The sequence below is a fragment of the Pseudomonas oryzihabitans genome, assembly GCF_024652905.1.
Classification (GTDB): Bacteria; Pseudomonadota; Gammaproteobacteria; order Pseudomonadales; family Pseudomonadaceae; genus Chryseomonas; species Chryseomonas benzopyrenica.
In genome coordinates, this window is record NZ_CP102428.1 from 4,508,580 (window position 1) to 4,527,552 (window position 18,973).

Annotated in this window: 19 protein-coding genes; 15 read left to right on the forward strand and 4 right to left on the reverse strand. The window is 67.2% G+C overall.

Going from position 1 to position 18,973, the window contains the following annotated elements; genetic code table 11:
* Positions 1 to 4: 4 nt before the first annotated feature.
* The gene (gene rutR, locus NRG74_RS20900) at positions 5 to 685 is read right to left on the reverse strand and encodes an HTH-type transcriptional regulator RutR (protein WP_184290253.1); all 681 of its coding nucleotides are present in this window, start codon (positions 683 to 685) and stop codon (positions 5 to 7) included.
* Between the two features lie 342 nt (positions 686 to 1,027).
* Here rutR and rutA point away from each other — a divergent pair, with 342 nt between their 5' ends.
* From rutA to NRG74_RS20960, 12 genes are all read left to right on the forward strand, one after another.
* Positions 1,028 to 2,116, forward strand: coding sequence for a pyrimidine utilization protein A (gene rutA / locus NRG74_RS20905; RefSeq protein WP_257705213.1), 1,089 nt, complete (start codon positions 1,028 to 1,030; stop codon positions 2,114 to 2,116).
* On the forward strand, positions 2,116 to 2,844 hold the full coding sequence (rutB, locus tag NRG74_RS20910; protein ID WP_257705214.1) for a pyrimidine utilization protein B: 729 nt from the start codon (positions 2,116 to 2,118) through the stop codon (positions 2,842 to 2,844). The genes rutA and rutB overlap by 1 nt, the downstream gene beginning before the upstream one ends.
* 5 nt (positions 2,845 to 2,849) lie before the next feature.
* Positions 2,850 to 3,233 (forward strand): pyrimidine utilization protein C, encoded by a 384-nt coding sequence (gene rutC, locus NRG74_RS20915; RefSeq protein WP_017642623.1) that lies wholly within the window; start codon positions 2,850 to 2,852, stop codon positions 3,231 to 3,233.
* An 84-nt stretch (positions 3,234 to 3,317) separates the two neighbouring features.
* A complete protein-coding gene (rutD, locus tag NRG74_RS20920) occupies positions 3,318 to 4,103 on the forward strand; it encodes a pyrimidine utilization protein D (protein ID WP_257705215.1) in 786 nt (261 codons plus the stop codon).
* 4 nt (positions 4,104 to 4,107) lie between these two features.
* Positions 4,108 to 4,632, forward strand: coding sequence for a flavin reductase (locus tag NRG74_RS20925; protein ID WP_184290261.1), 525 nt, complete (start codon positions 4,108 to 4,110; stop codon positions 4,630 to 4,632).
* 351 nt (positions 4,633 to 4,983) lie between these two features.
* Positions 4,984 to 6,003 (forward strand): isopenicillin N synthase family dioxygenase, encoded by a 1,020-nt coding sequence (locus NRG74_RS20930; protein WP_184290263.1) that lies wholly within the window; start codon positions 4,984 to 4,986, stop codon positions 6,001 to 6,003.
* The gene (locus NRG74_RS20935; RefSeq protein ID WP_257705216.1) at positions 6,003 to 6,389 is read left to right on the forward strand and encodes a VOC family protein; all 387 of its coding nucleotides are present in this window, start codon (positions 6,003 to 6,005) and stop codon (positions 6,387 to 6,389) included. The genes NRG74_RS20930 and NRG74_RS20935 overlap by 1 nt, the downstream gene beginning before the upstream one ends.
* 20 nt (positions 6,390 to 6,409) lie before the next feature.
* A complete protein-coding gene (locus NRG74_RS20940; RefSeq protein ID WP_184290266.1) occupies positions 6,410 to 7,501 on the forward strand; it encodes a BMP family ABC transporter substrate-binding protein in 1,092 nt (363 codons plus the stop codon).
* Between the two features lie 75 nt (positions 7,502 to 7,576).
* Complete coding sequence (locus NRG74_RS20945) at positions 7,577 to 9,091, forward strand: ABC transporter ATP-binding protein (protein WP_257705217.1); 1,515 nt, start codon at positions 7,577 to 7,579, stop codon at positions 9,089 to 9,091.
* The gene (locus NRG74_RS20950) at positions 9,084 to 10,211 is read left to right on the forward strand and encodes an ABC transporter permease (protein ID WP_257705218.1); all 1,128 of its coding nucleotides are present in this window, start codon (positions 9,084 to 9,086) and stop codon (positions 10,209 to 10,211) included. The genes NRG74_RS20945 and NRG74_RS20950 overlap by 8 nt, the downstream gene beginning before the upstream one ends.
* The gene (locus NRG74_RS20955; RefSeq protein WP_257705219.1) at positions 10,208 to 11,134 is read left to right on the forward strand and encodes an ABC transporter permease; all 927 of its coding nucleotides are present in this window, start codon (positions 10,208 to 10,210) and stop codon (positions 11,132 to 11,134) included. The genes NRG74_RS20950 and NRG74_RS20955 overlap by 4 nt, the downstream gene beginning before the upstream one ends.
* Entirely contained in the window at positions 11,131 to 11,823 is a 693-nt protein-coding gene (locus NRG74_RS20960; RefSeq protein WP_257705220.1) for a cysteine hydrolase family protein, read from the forward strand. The genes NRG74_RS20955 and NRG74_RS20960 overlap by 4 nt, the downstream gene beginning before the upstream one ends.
* A 101-nt stretch (positions 11,824 to 11,924) precedes the next feature.
* Here NRG74_RS20960 and NRG74_RS20965 read toward each other — a convergent pair whose 3' ends face one another.
* The 3 genes from NRG74_RS20965 to NRG74_RS20975 all read right to left on the reverse strand — a co-directional run bounded on the left by NRG74_RS20965 (position 11,925) and on the right by NRG74_RS20975 (position 15,753).
* Entirely contained in the window at positions 11,925 to 13,550 is a 1,626-nt protein-coding gene (locus tag NRG74_RS20965) for an ArnT family glycosyltransferase (protein WP_257705221.1), read from the reverse strand.
* 443 nt (positions 13,551 to 13,993) lie between these two features.
* Positions 13,994 to 14,800: a histidinol-phosphatase gene (gene hisN / locus NRG74_RS20970; RefSeq protein ID WP_184290276.1), complete on the reverse strand. Its 807-nt coding sequence runs from the start codon at positions 14,798 to 14,800 to the stop codon at positions 13,994 to 13,996.
* A gap of 2 nt (positions 14,801 to 14,802) precedes the next feature.
* A complete protein-coding gene (locus NRG74_RS20975) occupies positions 14,803 to 15,753 on the reverse strand; it encodes an adenosine deaminase (RefSeq protein ID WP_068383669.1) in 951 nt (316 codons plus the stop codon).
* A gap of 228 nt (positions 15,754 to 15,981) precedes the next feature.
* On the opposite strand from NRG74_RS20975, the gene NRG74_RS20980 reads away from it, so the two are divergent.
* The 3 genes from NRG74_RS20980 (at position 15,982) to NRG74_RS20990 (ending at position 18,880) form a co-directional block, all read left to right on the forward strand.
* Positions 15,982 to 17,082 carry an acyltransferase family protein gene (locus tag NRG74_RS20980; RefSeq protein WP_236712136.1) on the forward strand — a complete coding sequence of 367 codons (1,101 nt, stop codon included), beginning with the start codon at positions 15,982 to 15,984 and terminating at the stop codon, positions 17,080 to 17,082.
* 118 nt (positions 17,083 to 17,200) lie between these two features.
* A complete protein-coding gene (locus NRG74_RS20985) occupies positions 17,201 to 18,307 on the forward strand; it encodes a calcium:proton antiporter (protein WP_017638648.1) in 1,107 nt (368 codons plus the stop codon).
* 9 nt (positions 18,308 to 18,316) lie between these two features.
* Positions 18,317 to 18,880 (forward strand): DedA family protein, encoded by a 564-nt coding sequence (locus NRG74_RS20990; protein ID WP_064307531.1) that lies wholly within the window; start codon positions 18,317 to 18,319, stop codon positions 18,878 to 18,880.
* The last annotated feature ends 93 nt before the right edge of the window (positions 18,881 to 18,973 follow it).

An 18,973-nucleotide genomic window follows, 5' to 3' on the forward strand; every position in this document is an offset into this window, starting at 1 on the left:
GGCTTCAGCCTCTGAGGCGCGGTCGCAGCCCGTCGATGAGCAGGGTTTCCAGGCCGCGCAGAACCTCGTCGAAGAAGGCTGGATCCTGCAAGGTACGGCCACAGAGTGCCTGCACCTGGACCCTGAAGTCCGCATAGTGTTGGGTGGTGGCCCAGAGGCTGAACAGCAGCTGGTACGGATCCACCGGTGCCAGCCGGCCGGCCTCGATCCAGGTACGGATCACCCGGGCCTTCTCGTCTATCAGGTCGTGCAGGCTGCCCTGCAATTCCGGCAGCAGCAGGGGCGCGCCCTGGACCATCTCCAGGCAGAACAGCCGGGACTCGGCAGGATAGTCGCGGGACATCTCCAGCTTCTGGCGCAGATAGTCGCGCAGGGCGTCGAGGGGTTCCTGGTCTTCGCTGAAGGTGCGCAGGGGATTCAGCCAGGTCGCCAGCAGCTGACGCAGCACGGCGACATAGAGCTCTTCCTTGTTGCTGAAATAGTAGAGCAGGTTGGTCTTGGAGACGTCCGCCTGCAGTGCCACCTGGTCCAGACTGGCGCCGTGCAGGCCGAAGCGGGAAAAGATATCGAGCGCTGCGCTGAGGATCTGGGCGCGTTTGGCTTCTATCTGGCGCTGCCGGCGTTGCTGGGCGGCAGGGCTGGGTTGACGCGGCTTGCGTGGCGGAAGATCACTGGCCTGACTCACGAACTGCTCCTTGGGCCTTCTTGGACATCTGACGCGGGCCGGCTGCAGGCGCGGTCGTTGAGCTTCGCACCGTCCTGGTGACGAATCACCGGCGGACCCCGAAGGGTAGCGCGCCGGTCTCCAAACTCTAGCATGGCCCGACACCCTGCATGCCCCGGATTCGGGCGCCTTGCACAAACTGGGTGCTCTGATCTGGACCAAGTGGTCTGGAGATATTTCGAGATTTCTCCCAAGTGTTTGATTGGCTTGAAATTTCAAGACTTGGCAAGCTTTCTGCTCCGATCCTGCAGCCACGGCGCATCTCGATGCGCCTCGATTCCTGACTGCGGGAGAGTGCGAGCGATGAACATCGGTGTCTTCATTCCCATCGGCAACAACGGCTGGCTGCTGTCGGAAAACGCGCCCCAGTACCGGCCCACCTTCGAGCTGAATCGCGAGATCGTGCAGCGCGCCGAGCACTACGGCTTCGACTTCGCCCTGTCGATGATCAAGCTGCGCGGCTTCGGCGGTAAGACCGAATTCTGGGACCACAACCTGGAGTCCTTCACCCTCATGGCCGGGCTGGCAGCGGTGACCTCGCGCATCAAGCTGTTCGCCACCGCCGCGACCCTGACCCTGCCGCCGGCCATCGTCGCGCGCATGGCCGCCACCATCGACTGCATTTCCGGCGGCCGCTTCGGTGTCAACCTGGTCACCGGCTGGCAGAAACCCGAATACAGCCAGATGGGGCTCTGGCCGGGGGATGAGTTCTTTGCCAGTCGCTATCAATACCTCGGTGAATACGCCCAGGTGCTGCGTGATCTCTGGGGCACCGGTCAGTCGGACTTCCAGGGCGCGCACTTCCGGATGGAGGACTGCCGGGTCAGTCCGCGACCCCAGGCGCCCATGGAGATCGTCTGCGCCGGGGCGAGCGATGCCGGGCTGGCGTTCGCCGCCGAGCATGCCGACTACAGCTTCGTCTTCGGCAAGGGAGTCAACACGCCCAAGGCCTTCGCCCCGGCGGTCGAGCGGCTGCAGGCGGCCACCGCCAAGACCGGGCGCGAAGTCTCCTCCATCGCCCTGTTCATGATCATCGCCGCCGAGTCCGACGAAGCCGCCCGCGCCAAGTGGGAGCACTACAAGGCCGGTGCCGACGAGGAGGCCATCGCCTGGCTGGGCGCCCAGGCCGCCGCCGACACCAAGTCCGGCAGCGACACCAACGTGCGGCAGATGGCCGATCCGACCTCGGCGGTCAACATCAACATGGGCACCCTGGTGGGCTCCTTCGCCAGCGTGGCGCGGATGCTCGACGAGATCGCCGAGGTGCCCGGGGCCAGCGGGGTGCTGCTGACCTTCGATGACTTCGTCCAGGGCGTGACCGACTTCGGCGAGCGCATCCAGCCGCTGATGCAGAGCCGCCGTCACGTCGAGCTGCTCAAGGAGAGTGCCTGATGAACGCTGTGGAAACCCTGGCGGGCTATGCCCTGCCTGCGAGCGATACCGAAGCCCTGACTCTGCCGGCGCGTCCCGAACCGCTGCGGCTCAAGGTCAGCGAGACGGCCCTGATCGTGGTGGACATGCAGAACGCCTATGCCAGCCAGGGTGGCTACCTGGATCTGGCCGGTTTCGATGTCTCGGCCACCGGCCCGGTGATCGAGAACGTCGCCGCGGTGGTGGAGACCGCCCGCGGCGCGGGTATCCAGGTGGTCTGGTTCCAGAACGGCTGGGACCCGGAGTACCGCGAGGCGGGTGGCCCCGGTTCGCCCAACTGGCACAAGTCCAATGCCCTCAAGACCATGCGCAGGAGACCCGAGCTGCAGGGGCAATTGCTGGCCAGGGGCGGCTGGGACTACGCCCTGGTGGATCGGCTGCAGCCGGCGGCCGCCGATCTGGTGGTGCCCAAGACCCGCTACAGCGGCTTTTACAACACCCACCTGGACAGCCTGCTGCGCGCCCGTGGCATCCGCAACCTGGTGTTTGTCGGCGTCGCCACCAACGTCTGCGTGGAGTCGACCCTGAGGGACGGCTTCTTCCTCGAATACTTCGGCGTCTGCCTGCACGACGCCTGCCACCAGGCCGGCCCGCGCTCGGCCCACGACGCCGCGCTGTTCAACATCGAGACCTTCTTCGGCTGGGTCGCCAGCTGCGCCGATTTCCACACCACCTTCGCCAAGGACTAGCCAGCATGCCCAAGCAAGCCGTGATTCCCGCCGGTACCGGTACCCCCATCGCGCCCTTCGTGCCCGGCAGCCTGGCCGACGGGGTGCTCTATGTGTCCGGCACCCTGCCGTTCGATGCCCAGAACAACGTGGTCCACGTCGGCGACGCCGCCGCCCAGGCGCGCCACGTGCTCACCACCATCCAGGGCGTGGTGGAGGCGGCGGGTGGCAGCATGGCCGATGTCACCTTCAACATGATCATGCTCACCGACTGGGCGAACTACGCCGCCATCAACGCGGTGTACGCCGAATTCTTTCCTGGCGAGAAGCCAGCGCGCTACTGCATCCAGTGCGGCCTGGTAAAGCCCGACGCCCTGATCGAGATCGCCAGCATCGCCCATGTCGGCTAGCCCGCGCTCCGTCTAGCACCCTCTCCCCCTGGGAGAGGGCTGGGGTGAGGGAAGCCTCAACCACCCAACCTTCAAGGACCGCCCATGCACTTCGAACTCCATGGCCCCCAGGACCCGGCGGCCGAGACCCTGCTGCTCAGCTCCGGGCTGGGCGGCGCCGGGGCCTTCTGGGCACCGCAGTTGGCGGCCCTCGGCGAAAGATTCCGGGTGGTGGTCTATGACCAGACCGGCACCGGCAGGAGCCCGGCCGAATTGCCGGCGGACTATCGCATCCAGCATATGGCCGAGGACCTGCTGACGCTGGCCGATCGCCTGGAACTCGACCGCTGTCTGTTCATGGGCCATGCCCTGGGCGGTCTGGTGGGCCTGCAGGCCGAGCTGCTACGGCCGGGCCTGATCCGTCGCCAGGTACTGGTCAACGCCTGGAGCCGACCCAATCCGCACACCGCGCGCTGCTTCGCCCTGCGTCAACGGCTGCTGCGCGACAGCGGCGCCGCGGCCTATGTCCAGGCCCAGGCGATCTTTCTCTATCCGGCCACCTGGATCGCCGAACAGGGCGAGCGCCTGACCGCCGACGAAGCCCATGCCCTGGCGCACTTCCCCGGTGAGGCCAACGTCCTGCGGCGCATCGGCGCGCTGCTGGCCTTCGATGTGGACGCCGAGCTGGGACGTATCCAGGTACCGACCCTGGTATTGGCCAACCGCGACGACGTGCTGGTGCCCTGGACCTCGTCCCAGCGCCTGGCCGCAGGCTTGCCCCAGGCCACCCTGCAGTTGCTGGAGTGGGGTGGCCACGCCTCCAGCGTCACCGACCCCGCCACCTTCGACCGGGTGGTACTCGACTATCTCAGCCAAGCCCTGGAGGCGTAACGCCATGTCCGTTGCCCATGCCGTGCCCCTATCCGCCACTACGCCCGCCACTCTTGTCGACCGCGACCTCTTCCGGGGGGCCATGGCGCGCCTGGGCGCTGCGGTCAACCTCGTCACCACCGACGGTCCGGCCGGCCTGGCCGGCTTTACCGCCACCGCCGTGTGCAGCGTCAGCGACAGTCCGGCGACCTTGCTGGTCTGTCTCAACCGCGGCGCCTCGGTGCATCCGGCCTTCAGCGCCAACGGCGTGCTCTGCGTCAACGTCCTGGCCGCCGGCCAGCAGGCGCTGGCCAACCTCTTCGGCGGCAAGACCGCCATGGCCGAACGCTTCGCCGCGGCGAACTGGACGCGCCTCGCCACTGGTGCGCCGGTGCTGGACGGCGCCCTGGTGGCCTGCGATTGCCGCATCGCCGGAATGCAGGCGGTGGGCAGCCACGACCTGCTGCTCTGCGAGGTGCTGGGAGTGGCCGAGCCGGGTGGTCGGGGTGGCCTACTGTATTTCGATCGCCGTTATCACGAGCTGGGCTAGTGGGGGCTGTCGGGCTTCGAAGAGGGAGCCGTCTCAGCCCAACCTACGACCGCCGTAGGTTGGGCTGAGCGCAGCGAAGTCCAACACCGCCAAGCCGGTCCAGCACCCCCGAGTCTTGCCTGCCAGCGCCAAGCGCGGCCCAGGCGCCACCCCGGTGCACACTGACCGTTCGAGGTGCAGCGCACCGCCAGCGGATCCTGAGTATCTTCCTCAACCTGCTGTTTTAACTGGCTTTTGTAATTTTTACCAAATGGTCCAAAGCTGGCACAGCGGTTGCAATTTCTCTGCTGCCGTCCTGCCCGGTGAACGTGCGTCGCGCTGTCTCCTTTCGTCCCACTCGTGAGGTCCGTCATGCCGCTGTCCAGTGTTCCCATCATCGATCTGGCTCCCTACTTCGAAGGTTCTGCCGCCGGCAAGCAGGCGGTGGCCAAGGCCGTCGACCAGGCCTGCCGCGATATCGGCTTTCTGGTCATCACCCACCATCAGGTGCCCGAAGAACTGGTCGAGCGCGTCTCGCGCCTGTCACGGGCCTTCTTCGACCTGCCGCTGGCGGAGAAACGCAAGGCCGATCGACCGCGCCCGGATCAGGTGCGCGGCTACAGCGCGGTGGCCGAGGAAAGCCTGTCCTACAGCCTGGAAGAGGCGGCGCCGGGGGATCTCAAGGAGTCCTTTTCCATTGGCCCTCTGGATGTTCCGGCCACGGCCTATTACCGCGGCCCCGAAGCCGGGCCGCACTTCGCCCCCAATGTCTGGCCCACGACCATCCCCGGCTTTCGCGAGGCCTATGCCGAGTACTTCGCCGCCATGAGCGACCTGGCGCGCACCCTGATGCGGCTCTTCGCCCTAGGGCTGGACTTGCCGGAGACCTACTTCGACAGCCGCATCGATCGCCACATCAGCATGTTCCGCACCCTCTGCTATCCCCACCAGCAGGCGGCTGCGCTGCCTGGCCAGTTGCGCGCGGGGGCCCATACCGACTACGGCAGCCTGACCATCGTCCGTCCCGACGACGCCCCTGGCGGCCTGCAGGTGCGCAATGCCGACGGCGAGTGGGTGGACGTACCCAAGGTGCCGGGCAGCTTCGTGGTCAACATCGGCGACCTGATGATGCAATGGACCAACGACCGCTGGGTCTCGACCCTGCACCGGGTGGTGAATCCACCGGCGGATGCCGGTTGCGACACCCGCCGCCAGTCCCTGGTGTTCTTCCACCAGCCCAACTACGACACCCTCATCGAATGCCTGCCCGGTTGCGCCACGCTCGGCACGCCGCCGCGCCATGCGCCCATCACCTCGGGCGACCACCTGAGATCCAAGTTCGTCAAGCAGACCACCTTCGGCGGGACCCAGACCGGCGTGCGGGTGGCCTGATGCCGAGTCTTTCCTACGTCAACGTCTTCGCCCAGGACGTGGTGGCCCTGAGCGGCTTCTACCAGCGGGTGTTCGCTTTTCCCGAGATCAAGGCGATCCGCTCGCCGATCTTTCGCGGCCTGGACACCGGCAAGACCGCCATCGGCTTCAACGCGCCGGAGGCCTATGAGCTGCTGGGGCTGGGCGAATTCGCCGGCAGCGAGGGCTGCCGCTTCCTGCTCAACCTGGAGGTGGACAGCCGCGCCGAGGTGGACCGGCTGGTGCCGGTGGCCGAGGCCGCTGGCGCCCGCCTGCTGAAGGCGCCTTACGAAACCTACTACCACTGGTACCAGGCGGTGCTGCTGGACCCGGAAGGCAACGTGTTCCGTATCAACCACATGTTGTAGACAAGCCTAAGGACGAGACGATGCTGAGCAGATGGCTGGGAAGAGCGGTGTGCGTACTGGCGCTGATGGGGCTGGGCAGCGTGGCGCAGGCCGATGACGAGGGCTTCACCCTCAAGGGCGAGCCGAAGATCGCCATGCTGTATTTCACCGCCAAGAACGACGGCGGCTGGACCCAGGCCATGGACGAGGCGCGGGTCAAGATCGAGAAGGAACTGGGCCTGAAGATCCAGTTCGTGGAAAACGTGCCGGAGACCGCCTCGGCCATCCGCCCGGCGGCCGAGCGCTTCATCAAGCGTGGCGCCAACATCGTCATCGGCACTGCCTTCGGCTATTCCGACACCTTCAAGCAACTGGCCGAGCAGTATCCCGAGGTGGCCTTCCTCAACGCCTCCGGCACCACTAACGGCCGCAACCTGGAGTCCTTCTACGGCCGTACCTACGAGAGCCAGTACCTCTGCGGCATGGCGGCGGGCGCTGCCTCCAAGACCGGCAAGCTGGGCTTCATCGCCGCCAATCCCTTCGGCGTGGTGAACTGGACCATCAACGCCTACGAGCTGGGCGCCCGGCAGATGAATCCCAACGCCACCCTCACGGTGATCTACACCGGCAGCTGGAACGATCCGGTCAAGGAACGCGCCGCCGCTGCAGCCCTGATCGACCAGGGCGCCGATGTCATCGGCCAGCACGTGGACACCCCCACGCCGCAGATCGTCGCCCAGGAGCGTGGCGTTTATGGCACCGGCCACCACCGTGACATGGGCCAGTTCGCGCCCAAGGCCACCCTCTGTTCCTCGGTGTGGGTCTGGGATCGCTTCCTGGTGCCCGAGCTCAAGCGCGTCATCGCCGGCCACTGGAAACCCGCGCCCAACGGTGCCCTGGTGTCCATGGCCGACGGCGGCACCGACATCGCCGGCTTCGGCGATGCCGTGCCCAAGGCGGCCCAAGAGAAGATCCTCGCCGAGCGCGAAGCCCTGCTCAAGGGCAAGCAGATCTACGCCGGTCCCCTGAATGATCGCGACGGCAAGCAGCGCGTCCCCGCCGGCCAGGTGCTGTCCGACCCGGCGCTGTGGCAGATGGACTGGTTCGTCCAGGGCGTGACGACGCAGAAGTAGCGGTTCACTCCTGGGTAGGGTGGAAAACCGCGCAGCGTCTTCCACGAAAGCGATGCCTGGAAGAGGGCGATCCGCATGAAAAGACACAACGCCCTGCAACTGCGCGGCGTCGGCAAGACCTTCGATGGCTTCCAGGCGCTGCAGCAGGCGGATTTCCTGGTGCGCTGGGGCGAGGTGCATGCGCTGCTCGGTGAGAATGGCGCGGGCAAGTCGACGCTGATGAACATCGCCGCCGGCCTCTATGCGCCGGAGACCGGCGAACTGCTGGTGGACGACAACCCGGTGCGGCTGCGCGGTCCGGCGGACGCCGCTCGGCTGCGCATCGGCATGGTCCACCAGCACTTCAAGCTGGTACGCCCCTTCAGCGTGGCCGAGAACGTCCTGCTCGGCCTGCCGGCGGGGCAGGGTAGCCATCGTAGGCGCCTGGCCGAGATCAGCGAGCGTATCCGCCAACAGGCGGCCGCCCTGGGCTTCGCCATCTGCCCGGAGCAGCGGGTGGCGGAACTGTCCATCGCCGAGCAGCAGCGGGTGGAAATCCTCAAGGTGCTGCTGGCCGGGGCGCGCATCCTCATCCTCGACGAACCCACCGCGGTACTTACCGATGGCGAAGGCGAGCGGTTGCTAGAGACCCTGCGCGCCCTGGCGGCGGAGGGCGCAGCGGTGGTGCTGGTGACCCATCGCATGCAGGACGCCCTGACCTACGCCGACCGCCTCACCGTGATGCGCGGCGGCCGCACCCTGCGCAGCCTGGACCCTGCCGAGGTGTCGGTGGACGAACTGGTGCGTCTCACCGTGGGTGACGCCCAGCCGCTCGCCGACACCCCGCGACGTGCTGCCGGGGCACCGCTGCTGACGGTGCGCGGCCTACGCACCCCGGAACGTGGCGGGCGCCGCGCCCTGGATGGCATCGACCTGGAGCTGCGCGCTGGGGAGATCTATGGCATCGCCGGGGTTGGTGGCAACGGCCAGGGCGAGCTGGCCGACGTGCTGATGGGCCTGCCGCAACCCTACGAAGGCGAGGTGCGGCTGGAGGGCTTCGGCGATCTGGCCGCGGCCGCCAGCGCCCGACGCCGCGACCTGCGCATCGCCGCCATTCCCGCCGACCGCTATGGCAGCGCCCTGGCCGGGTCCCTGTCGGTGGCCGACAACTTCGCCATCGGCGCGGTGCATGCCGGTCGCTTCGGTGGCTTCGCCCGCCTGGATCGCCGCGCCCAGGAAGCGGCGACCCAGGCGGCGGTCACGCAATTCGATGTCCAGGGCGTGCGCTCGGTGCGGCAGAAGGCGGCGCTGCTGTCGGGCGGCAACGCCCAGAAGCTGGTGATCGCCCGGGAATTTGGCCGCGAGCCACGTCTGGTATTGGCCCACAGCCCCAGTCGTGGCCTCGACGTGCGCGCCGGCGCCGAGGTACAGGCGCGCCTGCTGGCCGCCCGCGAGGCCGGCGCCGCGGTGTTGTTGATCAGCGAAGACCTGGACGAGGTGCTGGCCCTAGCCGATCGCATCGGAGTGATGAGCGCCGGACGCCTCGTCGCCGAATTCCAGCGACCCGCCGATCGCCAGGCGATCGGCCATGCCATGGTGAATCATGCTTGAACCCCTGAGTGCTCCCCTAGCCGAGGCCGACAGCCCGCGGCCGCGGCAACCGCTGTTCAGCCGGCGCTACACCCTGGAGATCCGCCAGCAGCTGGCCTGGCCCTGGCAGGCGTTGATCCTCGGCCTGGCGCTGCTGCTGGGCCTGGGGCTGTCGGCCGCCATCCTGGTCTTGGCCGGGGTGCCCGCCGGCGAGTTGCTCAACGAATTCGTGGTCGCCACCCTGTTCGATGCCCAGAGTCTGCAGGCCACCCTGTTCCAGGCCGCGCCGGTGATCCTGGTCGGTCTGGCCGGCTGCCTGGCCTTTCGCGCGCGCTTCTGGAATCTGGGGCTGGAAGGCCAGATGATCTGGGGGGCCATCGGCGCCACGGCAGTGTCGCTGTTCGAGATCGGCCCGGAAGCCCTGCGCCTGCCGCTGATGCTGGTGGCGGCGCTGCTCGGCGGCCTGCTCTGGGCGCTGGCGCCCCTGCTGTTCAAGCTGCGCCTGGGGGTCAACGAGATCATCGCCTCGCTGATGCTCAACTACATCGCCGCCAACTTCCTGCTGCACCTGGTGTTCGGTCCCTGGAAGGACCCGCGCGACGCCTTTCCCTATTCACCGCTGTTCCGCCCCTTCGAGCGGCTGCCGGAGTTGCTGCCGGGGCTGAGCCTGGCGGTGCCCCTGGCGCTGCTGGTGGCGGTGCTGGCCTGGTGGTTCGTCGCCCTGAGCCGGGCCGGGCTGTACCTGAGATTCGTCGACGCCAATCCGCGGGTGGCCGGCGCCGTGGGCGTACCGGTGCGCGCCACCATCCTCGCCACGGTGCTGGCCTCCGGCGCCCTGGCCGGGTTGGCCGGTTTCGTGGTGGCGGCCGGGCAGGAGGGGCGGTTGACCCAATCCTTCTACCAGGGCTATGGCTTCTCCGGGATCCTCATCGCCTTCCTGGCGCGCAACAACCCCCTGGCCGCCGCCGTGGTGGCCTTCCTCGTGGCGACCCTGTTCGTCGCCGGGCGCAATCTGCAGGTGTTCTACCAGATCCCCTTCGCCATGGTGCAGCTGATCCAGGCGCTGATCGTCATCTGCGTGGCGTCCTCGGATTTCTTCATCCGCCATCGGCTCAGACGCAGCCAGGGAGGTGCCGCTTGAATCTGCTCGCCAGCTGGCTGGGTAACGTCCCCGACTTCGCCATACCCTACGCCCTGGCGGCGCTGGGTCTGATCCTCACCGAGCGATCCGGGGTGCTGGCCCTGCATGCCGAGGGCCTGATGCTGGTGGGCGCGCTGTTCGGCATCGGTGCGCAACTGGCCCTGGGCAATGCCGGCCTGGCGCTGCTGGCGGCCATGGGCGCGGCGGCGCTGGTCTCGTTGCTGTTCGCGGTGATGGTGATCTGGCTGCGCATCAACCAGGTGATCGCCGGCCTGACCCTGGTGTTCTTCTGCCAGGGCCTCACCGGCCTGCTCGGTACCCTCTGGGGCTGGACCAACCAGCCGGTGGCCGGGCTGCAGGCGCTGGCGCTCTGGCCGCTGTCCGATCTGCCGCTGGTGGGGCGGCTGTTCCAGCAGAACCTGCTGGTCTACCTGACCCCGCTGATCTTCCTCGCGGTGATCGCCTGGCTCGAGCGCACCACCCCCGGGCTGCGCCTGCGGGCGGTGGGCGAGAATCCCCAGGCGGCCGATGCGGCGGGGCTCTCGGTGGCCGGCTACCGGTTGCTGGCGATCCTCGCCGGCGCGGCGCTGGTGGGTCTGGCCGGAGGCTACATCGCCGTGCTCAGCACCAAGCTGTGGATCGCCGAGATGACCGGCGGCCGTGGCTGGATCGCCGTGGCCCTGGTGATCTTCGCCCGCTGGTCGCCCTGGCGCGCGCTGGCCGGGGCGCTGCTGTTCGGCTGCATCGAGGCGCTGATTCCGCAGCTGGCTGCCGCCGGGGTGCGGCTGTCGCAATACTTCATCCTGATGGCGCCCTATGCGGTCACCCTGGGCGTGATGATCTGGGTCGCCCTGGCCGGGCGTGACCGCCTGAGCCAGCCCGGCGCCCTGGGCGAAGCCTATGTTCGGGAGGAACGCCGATGAACCTGCGTGCTTTCGTCTATGAGGAGCCCCGCCTGCTGGCGCGGGCGGACTTCGCCGATTACCTGGACCCGAGCACCACGGCGGTGCTGTCCATCGACCTGCACCGCGGCCACCTGGACGCCTCGCCGGAGTGCCCCTGCCCGGCGCCCCGCGCCCGTGACCTGGTGGCGCCGGTGGACGCCTTCCACCGCCAGGCCCGCGCCCTGGGCGTGCGCATCGTCCATGTGAAATCGGTGCTGCGCGCCAATGGCGCCGATGACCTGGGCGGTATTCCTGCGGCCTGGCGGCGGACCTTTCCGCTACACGTGGGGCCGATTCCCAATGCCGACGCCCATGCCCTGGAAAACTCGCCCTGGACCGAGCTGCTCACCAAGGTCCTGCCCGAAGACCTGCGGGTGGAAAACAAACGGCGGCTGTCGGCCTTCTATCCCACCGACCTGGACTTCCTGCTGCGCAACCAGCGCATCACCACCGTGGTGCTGGATGGCGGCTTCACCGACTGCTGCGTGCTCAACACCGCCTTCGACGCCAGCAACCGCACCTACAGGGTGATCGTCCTGCGCGACCTGGTGCGAGGAACCGATGAAAGCCTGGAGCGGGCGGCGCTGAGCATGGTCTCCCTGCACCTGGGGCTGGTGATGGAATCCCGGGATCTGCTCGCGGCCTGGGGTACTGGCAGCGGCTCCTGACCGCGGTCCGTTGGGCTTCGGCGATGGAGCCGTCTCAACCCAACCTACGTGGGAGCTGCAGCTACCGTAGGTTGGGTTGAGCGTCAGCGAAGCCCAACGTCTCAGGGCACCTGGGGCGACACCATGAAGGCACGGAAGCGCTCCTTGAGATTGCCGGGCCGTGCGCCCTGCCAGAGCAGCTGCCAGCCTGGCGGTACCGCCACGGCTTCGTGCCATTCGTCCTGCACCACCAGCACCCGGCACGGCACCTGGTGCAGACCGCTCAGCTCCTGCGGGGGATAGCCACTGTAGACGTGCAGCATGGAGCGTTCCGACTCGCCCAGGCCGTAGCTGGCCACGCAATTCGTCGGTGGCAGTACCCGGTGCAGGGCGGTGAAGGGCCGTGCATAGCTGTTGCCCAGGTCGACCCAGGGTAGCCAGAGGCTGTTGGCCAGACTCCAGCTCACGGTGAGGCCGACGAACCAGAGACTGCTGGGTGCCAGGCGTCTGTGCAGCCCTAGCGCCAGTCCCCAGCCGAGCAGCGCCAACGCGGCGAGGATCCAGGCCAGCAGGCCTACCGACAGCCGTTCAGTGAGCGGCAGATGGTCCCGGACCAGCGCTGGCCAGGGCAGCGGCCACCCCAGCGCCAGGCCGAAACCGCCCAGGGCCAGCAAGGCGATGATCGGCGTCCAGAAGGCCAGCCCGAGGGTGCGCCCAAGGGCAGCGAGTACGGGCGGAGGCTGCAGGCGCGCGGCAAGCAGCGCCAGGGCCGGAAACAGCGGCAGCAGATAGAGGCTGCGGAACACCGCCGACTTGAGCAGCACCGCTAGGCAGACGATGGCATAGAGCACCACCGTAGCCAGTCCTGGATGCCGACCCAGGCGCTTCAGCGGGCTGCCACCACGGCGATACAGCTGCCAAAGCGTGGCGCCGAGCAGGATCAACCCGGTAGGAAAGGACAGCGCCAGCAGATCCGCCAGGCTGGAAGCCAGGCCATCGGTATCGCTGTTGCGCACCTCCAGGCCGAAGAAGCGGCCGATGTTGTTGGTCCACAGCCAGGTATGGAACAGCTCCGGCGCCCGGTGCCAGAGCAGCGCCGGCCAGACCAGCAGCCAGGGCAGGGCGGCCAGGCTGGCGGCGAGCAGCCAGTGACGCCCTTCCGGCTCGACCAGCCGCCGCGGCCAGCAGAGCGCGCAGAGCAGTCCGGTGAGGCCCAGCACCCCGGGCACCAGCAGGCCCTTGCTCATGAAGGCGATACCCAGGCCGCTGCCGAACAGCAGGCCCTGGCGCCAGGGGTGGCGGTTGTCGTGCAGGTGCGCGGCCAGCCCGGCGAGGCCCAGGGTGGCGCCGGCCAGCTGAGGCACGTCGGCGATCAGCAGATGACTGTGCTGCACCACCCCGAGCATGCCCAGCAGCGCGAGCACCGCCTCGCGCTGGCGGCCGGGCAGCAGTCGCCCGGTCAGCCAGGCGAGCGCGGCCAGGGTCACCAGCATCCAGCCCAGTACCGCCAGCCGCGCACCGTTGGGCGCGCTCAACCAGGGCGCGGACAACCGCGCGGCCAGGGCGCCGGTCCAGTACATCAGCGGCGGCTTTTCCATGAAGGGCGCGGTACCGACGCGAGGAGTCAGCCAGTCCGGGGTGGTGAGGAAATTCCACACCATGCCGAAGGAATAGGGCTCGTCGGCCTTCCACAGTCCACGGCCGAACAGTCCGGCGAGCAGGTAGGCGGCCAGGCAGCCGAGCAGCAAGGCCCGCTCCAGCTGTGTGGCTCTTGGGGAGGCAGGGGAAGAAGAGGGGAGCACGGCAGGGACTCTTGGCGGAATCCTGCCGGTATACGGGAGTTGGCTTAGAGGGGGCTTAAGAGGTTGCCCGAGGCAACGTGCATGGGTACGGCGGGGCTGACTGATTGTCCGCCGATATTGCTGTTCCTACGGAAAATGGAGCACTGCCAATCGCGGCCATGGGCCGCTCCTACAGGTCTAGTCCGAACCTGTAGGAGCGGCCCATGGCCGCGATTGCTGAGGGTTAGCTATAGGGCCCTGGCGGGTTACAGAGGGCTGCTGGTGGTTCTTGTCTCGAACAGCCTCTCCCCCAAACCTCGACAAGCAGCCAGAGCGCCGATAAGCCAGGCTGGACGAACTGTAATGTTGGGCTTCGCTGCGCTCAGCGCCAACCTACGAAAGTGGGCGTCCTAGGCCAGGTGCTTGAGCCTTTCCACCAACTGCGCATGCAGCGCCGGATCACCGCAGGCGAGGATGGCGCCGCCCTGTTGGGCATCGCCGCCATCCCAGGCGGTCATGCGGCCGCCGGCGCCTTCGATGATGGGGATCAGCGCCTGGACGTCGTAGGGCTGCAGGCCCGCCTCGATGATGACGTCGACGAAGCCCGAGGCCAGCATGCAGTAGGCGTAGCAGTCGCCGCCGAAGCGGGCCAGCTGCACCTCGGCGGCCACGGCGTCGAAGGCCGCCAGGCGCTCGGGGGTGTCGAAGATGTCGCGGCTGGTGCACATCAGCCGGGCCTGGGCCAGGTTGGCGCAGGCGCGAGTGCGCAGGGCCGCGCCGTTGCGCCAGGCGCCGGCCGGGGTGCCCAGGTAGCGCTCGCCGGTGAAGGGCTGGTTCATCACCCCGATTACCGGACGGTTGCCGTCGTTGAGCGCCACCAGAGTGCCCCACAGCGGCAGGCCGGTGATGAAGGCGCGGGTGCCGTCGATGGGGTCGAGTACCCAGCTCAGCGGACTGCTGCCGGCGACGTTCTCCTCTTCCTCGCCGAGGATGCCGTGATCCGGATGCTCGGCCTGGATGAGTTCGCGCATGGCCCGTTCGGCGGCCTTGTCGGCGATGGTCACCGGGTCGTAGCGGCGGCCGGCGATGGCGGCGTCGCCCTTGTCGTCCACCGCCAGCTGGGCGCGGAAGTAGGGCTGGATGGCCACGGCGGCGGCGTCGGCCAGGCGCTCGGCGAAGCGTTCGTAGTAGGAAATCTCGGCAGCGGTCAGGCTCATGCTCATTTCACCAGGCGGGCGTCGAGGCTGTTCTGTGCCAGGCGCTGGGCCTGTGCCTGGGTCATGCCCAGGCCTTCGTGCAGGGCCATGAAGTTCTCGGTGACGTAGCCACCGAAGTAGGCTGGATCGTCCGAGTTGACGGTGACCTTAAGGCCGCGGTCGAGCATCTTGAGGATGGTGTGCTGGCTCATGTCGTCGAACACGCAGAGCTTGGTGTTGGACAGCGGACACACGGTGAGCGGGATCTGCTGGTCGACCAGGCGATCCATCAGGCGCTCGTCCTCGAAGGCGCGCACGCCATGGTCGATCCGCACCACGCCGAGCTGGTCCAGGGCTTCCCAGATGTACTCCGGCGGGCCTTCCTCGCCAGCATGGGCCACGGCCGGGAAACCCTCGGCGCGGGCACGGGCGAAGACGCGCTTGAACTTGCTCGGCGGATGACCCTTTTCCGAGCTGTCCAGGCCGACGGCGACGAAGTGGTCGCGAAACGGCAGCGCCTGGTCCAGGGTGGCCTGGGCGGCGTCTTCGGAGAGGTGACGCAGGAAGCTCAGGATCAGCCCGCTGGTCACGCCCAGCTGCCGCTCGCCGTCGCTCAGCGCCTGGGTGATGCCACGTACCACCACCTCGAAGGGAATGCCGCGATCGGTGTGGGTCTGGGGATCGAAGAAGGGCTCGGTGTGGATGACGTTCTGTTCCTTGCACTTCTGCAGATAGGCCCAGGTCAGGTCGTAGAAGTCCTGCTCGGTGCGCAGCACGTCGGCGCCGGCGTAGTAGAGGTCGAGGAATTCCTGCAGGTTGCCGAAGTTGTAGGCGGCGCGCAGGGCTTCGACATCACCCCAGGGCAGGGCGACGCCATGGCGTTCGGCCAGCTTGAACAGCAACTCGGGCTCCAGGGTGCCTTCCAGGTGCAGGTGCAGTTCGGCCTTGGGCAGGGCATTGAGCCAGTCGTACATGGGAGCCTCGGGATAGCTTGAATCAGAAAAAGATGGACGATTGTCGCACGCTTTGCCGGGTTTTCCGCAGGCATCCGGGTTCCCGCTGACCGATGTACGGTGGTTTGGGCGGTCAGAAATTCCCAGCGTTCCACGCTTTGAGCCAGCAAAGGGCCATAACGCCTGCATTGGGTCTGGATCTGACTACAATCGGGACGCATGGCTCCAAACACCAGGCGTGAGGTATCCGTGCAGACCGTTCAGGATTACGTTGGCGGCAAGAACAACAATCTCAATCTGATTCGCATGATCGCGGCGCTCGCCGTGGTCTTCAGTCACAGCTTCGCTATCTCCAGTGGCACGGCCACGGCGGAACCGGGACGCGAGAGCCTGGGCATGACCCTGGGCGACATCGCGGTCGACATCTTCTTCATCACCAGCGGCTTTCTGGTCACCAAGAGTCTGCTCAGCCGCGCCGACATCATCGACTTCGTCTGGGGCCGCGCCCTGCGCGTGGTACCGGGCCTATTGGTGATGCTGGTGCTGACGGTGCTGGGCCTGGGTGCCTGGCTGACCCGGGCACCCTTGCAGGATTACCTGAGCGATCCCCAGACCTGGTTCTATCTGTTCAAGAACACCGGCCTGATCGCTGGCGCCGAATTCGACCTGCCCGGGCTGTTCGAGGGCAATCCCTTGCAGACCATCGTCAATGGCTCGCTGTGGACGCTGCCTTTCGAGGTGGGCATGTACGGCGCCCTGGCGCTGCTCTGGTTGTTCGTGCTCTGGCTGCGGCTGGACAGTCGCCACTTCCAGCGCGCCATCCTGCTGTTCGCTGTGGGCGCGGCGCTGTTCAAGCTGTTCGCCTACTATTTCTTCGCCAGCGAATCGCACCTGCTGCGGCTGTTCCAGATGTTCTTCCTGGGCGGTGCCTTCTATGTGCTGCGTGGCTACATCCCCCTGACGCGGGCGGCCTTCGCCGCCGCCGTGGCGCTGCTGGCGGTGGCGATGCCCGACCGCGACAGCTTCTACCTGGTCTACAACCTGACGCTGGGCTATGTGCTGCTCTATCTCGCCTTCGTGCCGGCCGGCCGCATCCGTGCCTTCAACGAAGTGGGTGACTACTCCTACGGCCTCTACATCTACTCCTTTCCCGTGCAGCAGACCCTGGCGGCGGTGATCCCCGGCATCGAGGCCTGGACCATGGTGCTGCTTTCCATCGGCATCACCCTGCCGCTGGCGGTGGTGTCCTGGTTCCTGGTGGAACGCCATGCCCTGGGCTATCGCCAGGCCTGCGCGACCGGCACCAAGGCCGTGTGGAAGCGCCTGGCACCGCGTGCTCGGGTTGGCTGAGCGGCCTGTCAGGCGGCGGTAGCCTGGGTGGCCAGCACCGGGGTGTAACAGGATGCGAGCCTTTTGCCCTCCAGGGCGGTCGTAACAAGGCATTGCTCAACCAAGGACGCCCCTTTCCATGCTCGCCGCCCTCAAAGACGAAACCCTGCTGCTGGTCGCCATCGGTGCCACGGTGCTGGCCTATGTGTTCGAACACGCCCTGCTCGGCGGTGGCCAGACCCTGGCGCTGATCGCCGCCGGCGGGTTGATCGCCGCCATCATCTGCGCGGCCATGCGCGTGGCCCATCACGCCGAACTGCTGGCGGAAAAGGTCGGCGATCCCTATGGCACCATGATCCTGACCCTTTCCGCCGTGCTGGTGGAGGTGATCATCCTGGCGATCATGATGAGCCACGACCATTCGCCGACCCTGGCCCGCGACACCATCTATGCCGCAGTGATGCTGGACATGAACGGCATCATCGGCCTGGCCGCGCTGCTCGGTGGCCTCAAGCACGGCGAGCAGCCCTACAACGACGACTCCAGTCGCAGCTACGGGGTGATGATCATCACCGCGGTGAGCATCTCCATGCTGGTGCCGGAATTCATTCCCTCGGCCCAGTGGCACGTCTATTCCTTCTTCACCATCGGCGCCATGGCGCTGCTCTATACCCTGTTCCTGCGCATGCAGACCGGTCCGCACAGCTATTTCTTCAGCTACAACTACCCGGACAAGAAGCGCAAGCGCCCGGCGGTCGAGGGCGAAGCCGCCACCGCCGGCCATGGTGAAAGCAGCGCCACCCTGTCCATCGCCATGCTGATCGTCGGCATCGTCGCCACCGGAGCCCTGGCCGAGGTGATGTCCAAGTCGCTGGATACTGGGCTGGAAGGTCTGGCCGTGCCGGCCCTGGTCCCGGCGCTGGTGGTGGCGGTGATCTCCGCCAGCCCCGAAATCCTCACCGCCCTGCGCGCGGCCATGGCCAATCGCATGCAGTCGGTTATCAACATCGCCCTGGGCGCCAGCCTGTCCACGGTGATCCTCACCGTACCGGTGGTGGAGGCGATCGCGCTGTATAACGGTCAGCCGATCCAGATGGCCATGACGCCGGTGCAGACGGTGATGATGGCCGTGACCCTGATCGTCGCCGCCATCAACCTCAACGATGGCGAGACCAACGCCATCGAGGGCATGACCCACTTCGTGCTGTTCGGCACCTTCATCATGCTGACCATCCTCGGTCTCTAGGGCGGTGCCATGATCGACAGCGAGGTCATCAGCAACTACGGCTACGGCGCGGCGGTTTTGGGTGCTCTGGTGGAAGGCGACGGTGTCGCCATCCTGGCCGGCATCGCCGCACGGCACGGCTACCTGCTGTTTCCCCTCACGGCGCTGTGCGTGGCCCTGGGCGGCTTCATCGGCGATCAGACGCTGTTCTATCTCGGCCGTCGCTATGGCGACCGCATCCTCGGCCGCTTCAAACGCCAGCAGGCGCGCATCGACTGGCTGCGCAGCCGCATCCATCGCCACGAAGCGTTGTGGATCATCGGTATCCGCTTCGCCTATGGCTTCCGCCTGATCGGCCCGCTGCTGATCGGTGCCAGCGGCGTGCGGCCGCGGCGGTTCCTGTTCTTCAACATCATCGGCGCCCTGCTGTGGGGCTTCGTCATGACCGGCATCGGCTACGCGGTGGGGGAGATCCTGCGGGATTTCTTCGCCGAGCATCATGTGTCGACGCACTGGTTGATCGCGGCGGCGATCTGCGTGGTGGTGCTGTTCATCGGCGCCCGCGCCGTGTTGCGGCGGCGGGAGGGGGTGTAGGGGGGAGGCTTTGTAGGTTGGGTTGAGCGGAGCGAAGCCCAACGGTACGTAGACCTGAACCTCGCTGGAATCGCGGCCATGGGCCGCTCCTAC

Coding starts and splice junctions, on each gene's coding strand:
- rutA (WP_257705213.1), top strand. CDS start 1,028: ATGAACATCGGTGTCTTCATTCCCATCGGCAACAACGGCTGGCTGCTG.
- rutB (WP_257705214.1), top strand. CDS start 2,116: ATGAACGCTGTGGAAACCCTGGCGGGCTATGCCCTGCCTGCGAGCGAT.
- rutC (WP_017642623.1), top strand. CDS start 2,850: ATGCCCAAGCAAGCCGTGATTCCCGCCGGTACCGGTACCCCCATCGCG.
- rutD (WP_257705215.1), top strand. CDS start 3,318: ATGCACTTCGAACTCCATGGCCCCCAGGACCCGGCGGCCGAGACCCTG.
- NRG74_RS20925 (WP_184290261.1), top strand. CDS start 4,108: ATGTCCGTTGCCCATGCCGTGCCCCTATCCGCCACTACGCCCGCCACT.
- NRG74_RS20930 (WP_184290263.1), top strand. CDS start 4,984: ATGCCGCTGTCCAGTGTTCCCATCATCGATCTGGCTCCCTACTTCGAA.
- NRG74_RS20935 (WP_257705216.1), top strand. CDS start 6,003: ATGCCGAGTCTTTCCTACGTCAACGTCTTCGCCCAGGACGTGGTGGCC.
- NRG74_RS20940 (WP_184290266.1), top strand. CDS start 6,410: ATGCTGAGCAGATGGCTGGGAAGAGCGGTGTGCGTACTGGCGCTGATG.
- NRG74_RS20945 (WP_257705217.1), top strand. CDS start 7,577: ATGAAAAGACACAACGCCCTGCAACTGCGCGGCGTCGGCAAGACCTTC.
- NRG74_RS20950 (WP_257705218.1), top strand. CDS start 9,084: ATGCTTGAACCCCTGAGTGCTCCCCTAGCCGAGGCCGACAGCCCGCGG.
- NRG74_RS20960 (WP_257705220.1), top strand. CDS start 11,131: ATGAACCTGCGTGCTTTCGTCTATGAGGAGCCCCGCCTGCTGGCGCGG.
- hisN (WP_184290276.1), bottom strand. CDS start 14,800: ATGAGCCTGACCGCTGCCGAGATTTCCTACTACGAACGCTTCGCCGAG.
- NRG74_RS20975 (WP_068383669.1), bottom strand. CDS start 15,753: ATGTACGACTGGCTCAATGCCCTGCCCAAGGCCGAACTGCACCTGCAC.
- NRG74_RS20985 (WP_017638648.1), top strand. CDS start 17,201: ATGCTCGCCGCCCTCAAAGACGAAACCCTGCTGCTGGTCGCCATCGGT.
- NRG74_RS20990 (WP_064307531.1), top strand. CDS start 18,317: ATGATCGACAGCGAGGTCATCAGCAACTACGGCTACGGCGCGGCGGTT.